Source organism: Streptomyces gardneri (assembly GCF_006539185.1).
GTDB lineage: Bacteria > Actinomycetota > Actinomycetes > Streptomycetales > Streptomycetaceae > Streptomyces > Streptomyces gardneri.
Genome location: NZ_BJMN01000107.1, coordinates 1 through 5,599, shown reverse-complemented (window position 1 = coordinate 5,599; position 5,599 = coordinate 1). Strand labels below are relative to the sequence as shown.

The 5,599-nt window shown below is 71.5% G+C and carries 6 protein-coding genes and 2 pseudogenes; 4 read left to right on the top strand and 4 right to left on the bottom strand.

Going from position 1 to position 5,599, the window contains the following annotated elements:
• Window positions 1-336 precede the first annotated feature (336 nt).
• Window positions 337-645, bottom strand: a pseudogene (locus tag SGA01_RS40400) (LysR substrate-binding domain-containing protein); the annotation flags it as partial.
• 4 nt (window positions 646-649) lie between these two features.
• On the opposite strand from SGA01_RS40400, the pseudogene SGA01_RS40395 reads away from it, so the two are divergent.
• Window positions 650-814, top strand: a pseudogene (locus SGA01_RS40395) (cyanase); the annotation flags it as partial.
• Window positions 815-821: 7 nt separating this feature from the next.
• Here the strand turns inward: SGA01_RS40395 and SGA01_RS40390 are convergent.
• Window positions 822-1,451, bottom strand: coding sequence for a TetR/AcrR family transcriptional regulator (locus SGA01_RS40390; protein ID WP_141303382.1), 630 nt, complete (start codon window positions 1,449-1,451; stop codon window positions 822-824).
• A gap of 188 nt (window positions 1,452-1,639) precedes the next feature.
• Between SGA01_RS40390 and SGA01_RS40385 the strand changes: the two genes are divergently transcribed.
• The 3 genes from SGA01_RS40385 (at window position 1,640) to SGA01_RS40375 (ending at window position 3,710) form a co-directional block, all read left to right on the top strand.
• Complete coding sequence (locus SGA01_RS40385; protein ID WP_141303380.1) at window positions 1,640-2,401, top strand: SDR family NAD(P)-dependent oxidoreductase; 762 nt, start codon at window positions 1,640-1,642, stop codon at window positions 2,399-2,401.
• Window positions 2,402-2,488: 87 nt separating this feature from the next.
• On the top strand, window positions 2,489-3,196 hold the full coding sequence (locus tag SGA01_RS40380; RefSeq protein ID WP_141303378.1) for a TetR/AcrR family transcriptional regulator: 708 nt from the start codon (window positions 2,489-2,491) through the stop codon (window positions 3,194-3,196).
• A 124-nt stretch (window positions 3,197-3,320) separates the two neighbouring features.
• Window positions 3,321-3,710, top strand: coding sequence for a zinc ribbon domain-containing protein (locus SGA01_RS40375; protein ID WP_141303376.1), 390 nt, complete (start codon window positions 3,321-3,323; stop codon window positions 3,708-3,710).
• A gap of 79 nt (window positions 3,711-3,789) precedes the next feature.
• Here SGA01_RS40375 and SGA01_RS40370 read toward each other — a convergent pair whose 3' ends face one another.
• Entirely contained in the window at window positions 3,790-4,746 is a 957-nt protein-coding gene (locus SGA01_RS40370; RefSeq protein WP_141303374.1) for an electron transfer flavoprotein subunit alpha/FixB family protein, read from the bottom strand.
• A 39-nt stretch (window positions 4,747-4,785) separates the two neighbouring features.
• The gene (locus tag SGA01_RS40365; protein WP_055640741.1) at window positions 4,786-5,571 is read right to left on the bottom strand and encodes an electron transfer flavoprotein subunit beta/FixA family protein; all 786 of its coding nucleotides are present in this window, start codon (window positions 5,569-5,571) and stop codon (window positions 4,786-4,788) included.
• Window positions 5,572-5,599: the final 28 nt, after the last annotated feature.

Genomic DNA, 5,599 nt, shown 5'->3' with positions numbered 1-5,599 from the left:
GGCGTCGGCCTTGGCGACGGCCGCGGCGGCCGTGGTGTCCTCGTCGGTGGCGTTGGCGGAGTAGGCACCGAAGGCGCCGAGCGCGATCGCCGCGGCGATCGCGCCGCCGGTCACGGCACGGGTGCGCGTCGAGGCCTTCTTCACGTGCTTCATGGGGTCCGCTCCAGGGAACTCGGGGAATCGCGGGGGCCGTCGGGGAGATGCCGCCCGCTCTCTCCCTTCCATCCTGGTGCCGTACCGCGCCGCACCCCGTCGGCGTCCCGGCTGCACCCGGCGGGCTCAACGGGTGACCCCCGGGTCGACCGATCGGATGATCCCGATCCGTCTCGCCGCCCCCTATGGCCGGTCCGGCCCGACGGCCCCTTCGCTCTCCACCGCCAGCTCGGCGAAGGCCTCGGCGGCCGCGCTCCGGTAGCCGCCGGTGCGGCGCAGGAGGGCGACGCCGCGGGACGGGAGCGCGGGGGAGAGCGGAACGGGGGTCAGGTAGGAGTGGTCGCGTGTGACGGCGTCGGGCAGGACTGTGGCCAGGGCGGTACGCCGGACGATTTCGGTGAGCGCGCTGACGGAGTTGGCCTCCACCGCGATCCGGGGGCTGACCCGGTGCTCCGTCACGTAGGCGTCGACATGGCGTCGGGTCGCGAAGTTTTTGTTGTACGGCACCACCCTGAAGGCCCTGGTCCACGAGCAGTTCGGTGACGGCATCATCTCCGCGATCAACTTCACGCTGGACGTGAAGAAGGTCGCCGACCCCGAGGGCGGCGAGCGCGCCGTCATCACGCTGGACGGCAAGTACCTGCCGAACAAACCTTTCTGACGGTCGTTCAGTCAGTGGTGGAGGAGGTCCGCGCGCCCAGCAGGGCCAGGGAGTTCGGCCACAGGACGTCGAGGCGCCCCACGTCGTCGTACAGCTTGGCGAAGAGGACCTGGCCCTCCAGCTGGGCGACGAGGGCGCGCGCGGCCTCGTGGGCGTCGGCGACGGTGACCTCGCCGCGCCCACGGGCCTCGGCGACGGTCTCCTCCACCAGCGCCACCTGCTCGTCGAAGATCTCCCGCAGGCGCTCGCGCACGGTCGCCGTCCCGGTGCTCATCTCCAGGGCCAGGTTCCCGAGGAGGCAGCCCGTGACGGTGCCGCAGCTCCGCTGCCCGGCCCGCAGCTCGGCCGCGGTGAACTCGTACAGCCTCCGCAGCCCCTGGAGCGCCCGGTCAGCCCCGTCCCCGCCTCCGTCACCGTCCAGTGCCCCCGTCCACTCGGCGCGCTGACCCGTCCAGTGCTCGTCGATCACGGCGAGCGCCAGCTCCTCCTTGGAGGCGAAGAAGTAGTAGAAGCTGCCCTTCGGGACCCCGGCTGCCTTGCAGATCTCCGCCACGCCCAGGGCGGAGTAGCCGCGCGACAGCATCAGCGTCTTCGCGGCGGTCAGGATGCGCTCCCGCGCGTCACTCGTTCGCCCCATGGCGGAAGTCTACGACCGGTCGACTACCCCTGGAGGATGTCCTGGTTCCGCTTCCGGGGGCGCTGCCCGCGGTTCTATGGTGGGCGGCGCAGATCGCGCGGACCGCGCGGTCCCCCGCGGGCACGCGCCCGATCCGGCGGCCATCCCGGCGGCAGGGTCCCACCCGCACGATACGAACGAGGAGTTCCATGGACATCGCAGGCTCCGCCGCTCTCGTCACCGGCGCCGCCTCCGGCCTCGGCGCCGCCACGGCCGCCGCGCTGGCCGCCCGTGGCGCCACCGTCTACGGCCTCGACCTGGACAAGGCCGTCGCGGCCGCCGGGCAGCTGCCCGAGGGCGTCCGCCTGCTCGCCGCGGACGTCACCGACGAGGACCAGGTGCGCGAGGCCCTGGCCGCGATCGACGCCGACGGCGCCGAGCTCCGGCTCGCCGTGAACTGCGCGGGCATCGCCCCCTCCGCCCGCATCCTGGGCCGCAAGGGGCCGCACGACCTCGACCTGTTCCGTACGGTCCTCAACGTGAACCTGCTGGGGACGTTCAACGTGATGCGGCTCGCCGCCGAGGCCATCGCCCGGCACGAGCCCGACGAGCACGGGCAGCGCGGCCTCGTGGTGAACACCGCCTCGATCGCCGCCTTCGAGGGCCAGGTCGGCCAGATCGCGTACGCCGCCTCCAAGGCGGGCGTCGCGGGCATGACCGTCACCGCGGCCCGCGACCTCGCCCAGTTCGGCATCCGGGTCGTCACCGTCGCCCCCGGGATCGTCGACACCCCGATGATGGCCGGATTCGGCGAGGACGTCAGGGCGGGTCTCGCGGCGAGCGTCACCTTCCCGCAGCGCCTCGCGCGCCCGGAGGAGTACGCCCGACTGGTCACGATGATCGTCGAGCACGACTACCTCAACGGGGAGACGATCCGGATGGACGGCGCCCTGCGCATGGCCCCCCGCTGACCCTCCGTACCCTCGATGCGGTACTCGGTGCCGGAATCTCTCGGCACCAAGTGCCGCATCGAGCGGTTCGAGTGTTAGGTTCGGGCCATGGGAACAGCCTCGACGAACTCTCCGAAGCCCGCGATGCGGGACTCCCTCATCGCCGCGGCCTTCCAGCTCTTCCTCGAGCGCGGCTACGAACAGACGACCGTCGACGACATCGTCACGCTCGCCGGCGTCGGCCGCCGCTCCTTCTTCCGGTACTTCCCGTCGAAGGAGGACGTGGTCTTCCCCGACCACGAGCAGTGCCTCGCCGACATGACCCGCTTCCTCGCGGCGAGCGCCGACTCCGACGACCCGATCGTGCGCGTCTGCGACGCCGCCCGGCTCGTCATGCGGATGTACGCCGAGAACCCCACCTTCTCCGTGCAGCGCTACCGCCTCACCCGCGAGGTGACCGGACTGCGGACGTACGAGCTCTCGGTCGTCTGGCGGTACGAGAAGACCCTCGGCGACTATCTGCGCACCCGCTGGGCCGACCGCCGGGACGGCACCCTGCGCGCCAACGTGGCCGCGGCGGCCGTCGTCGCCGCCCATAACCACGCCCTGCGCCACTGGCTGCGCTCGGGCGGCGAGGGCGACCCGCTGGCGGAGGTGGACCAGGCCCTGGAGTTCGTCCGGGCGACCTGGAGCCCGGACGCGGTGGCGGACGCGCCCGCCGAGGAGAACGAGGACGTCGTGGTGGTCATCACCAAGAGGTCCACCCCGATGTGGCGTGTGGTGCGCGAGGTGGAGTCGAGCCTCGGCGAGAGCTGACGTATCTCTCGTCAGGGATCCCGGTATCTCTAATTGAGGGAACTCAGGTCTTTATTTGATGGCACTCAGTGCCATATCTTTGCTCCATGCACGGTCGAGCCGCCGAGTGCAAGGAGAACCCATCGTGTTCCACACCGGACTGAGAAGCGGGACCGCCGTCAAGGCCGCCGAAGAGGCGGGCCCCGACGCCGATCTCTACTTCCAGCGCTGCCGCTGGTGCCACACCACGACCTTCCAGCGACTGCTCTGCCCGACCTGCGGGTCGACCGAGCTGTCGCCCGAACTCAGCGAGGGTGAGGGCGTGATATCCGTACGACGCGGGGTCGCCGCGGCCGACGCGGACCTCTGGCCGGTGTACATGACGGAGGGCTTCACGGTCCGCTGCCGCGTCGACGGGCCGCTGCACGCGGTACGCCCCGGCGTCCGGGTGAAGGTCTCCTCGGGCGTCGGCACGACCGGTCGCAGGCCGGTCGTGCGGCTCTGCGAAGAGGTCCCGCTCGACGGCTGGATCTGACACGACGCGCACGAAGAAGGGGCGGTGGGTGGCACAGAGTGCCACTCACCGCCCCTTCTCGTGTCGGGCGACGGAACGGTCAGCGGGCGCCGATCTCGTCCGTCAGCTGCGGCAGCACCTCGAAGAGGTCGCCGACCACGCCGTAGTCCACGAGGTCGAAGATCGGGGCCTCGGCGTCCTTGTTGACCGCCACGATCGTCTTCGACGTCTGCATGCCCGCCCGGTGCTGGATCGCACCGGAGATGCCCGCCGCGACGTACAGCTGCGGCGAGACCTGCTTGCCGGTCTGGCCGACCTGGTTGGCGTGCGGGTACCAGCCGGCGTCCACGGCGGCGCGGGAGGCGCCGACGGCCGCGCCGAGCGAGTCGGCCAGCTTCTCGACGACCGCGAAGCCCTCGGCCGCACCCACGCCACGGCCGCCGGAGACCACGATCGCGGACTCGGTCAGCTCGGGGCGGCCGGTGGAGACGCGCGGGGTGCGCGAGACGACCTTCGCGGCGTTGCCGGTGAAGGCGACCGCGACGTTCTCGACCGTGCCGGCGGCCGGGGCGGCCTCCGGGGCGGCGGAGTTCGGCTTGACGGTGATGACCGGGACGCCGTGCGAGACCGTCGAGCGCACCTGGTACGAGGCGGCGAAGACGGACTGGGTGGCGACCGGGCCGTTCTCGCCGGCCTCCAGCTCCACGGCGTCGGTGATCAGACCGGAGCCGAGGCGCAGCGCGACGCGGGCGGCGATCTCCTTGCCCTCGCCGGAGGAGGTCACCAGGACGGCGGCGGCCCCCTTCTCCTTCGCGAGCTGGGTCAGCGCGTCGACCTTGGGGACGACCAGCTGGTCGGTGAACTCGGCGCCGTCCGCGACGTACACGGTGGCCGCGCCGTACTCGCCGGCCGTGGCGGCGATCGAGGCCGCGGCCTCGCCGGCGCCGAGCACGACCGCCGAGGGCTCGCCGATGCGGCGGGCCAGGGTGAGGAGTTCGAGGGCCGGCTTGCGGACCGCACCGTCGGCGTGGTCCACGAGAACCAGGATCTCAGCCATGATTCATTGCTCCTGAGTGGGTGTCTGGCTGACGGTGGGTCAGATGAACTTCTGGGTGGCGAGGAAGGCCGCGAGCTGCTTGCCGCCGTCCCCTTCGTCCGTGACGATCGTGCCCTGCGTACGGGCCGGGCGAGCGGCCACCGCGTCGACGAGGGTCCAGGACCCGGCAAGGCCCACCTCGTCGGCGTCGATGTCCAGGTCGTCGAGGTCAAGCTCCTCGACCGGCTTCTTCTTGGCGGCCATGATCCCCTTGAAGGAGGGGTAGCGGGCCTCGCCGGACTGGTCGGTGACCGACACGACGGCCGGCAGCGGGGCCTCCAGGAGCTCGGTCGCGGAGTCGCCGTCGCGGCGGCCCTTGACCGTGTCGCCGTCGACGGAGACCTCGGAGAGCAGCGTCACCTGCGGCACGTTCAGCCGCTCGGCGAGCAGGGCCGGCAGGACGCCCATCGTGCCGTCGGTCGAGGCCATGCCACAGACGACCAGGTCGAAGCCGGTCTTCTCCAGGGCCTTGGCCAGGATCGCGGAGGTGGCGATGACGTCGGAGCCGTGGATGTCCTCGTCGTTGACGTGGACGGCCTTGTCGGCGCCCATGGACAGCGCCTTGCGCAGCGCGTCCTTGGCGTCGTCCGGGCCCACGGTCACGACGGTGACCTCGGCGTCGTCGGACTCCTCGGAGATGCGGAGGGCCTGCTCGACCGCGTACTCGTCCAGCTCCGAGAGCAGGCCGTCGACGGCCTCGCGGTCGGTCGTCAGGTCGTCGGCGAAACCGCGGTCGCCGGTCGCGTCGGGGACGTACTTCACACAGACTGCGATCTTCAGAGTCACGGCCTGTCTCCTTTCGAAGGGCTGGTGG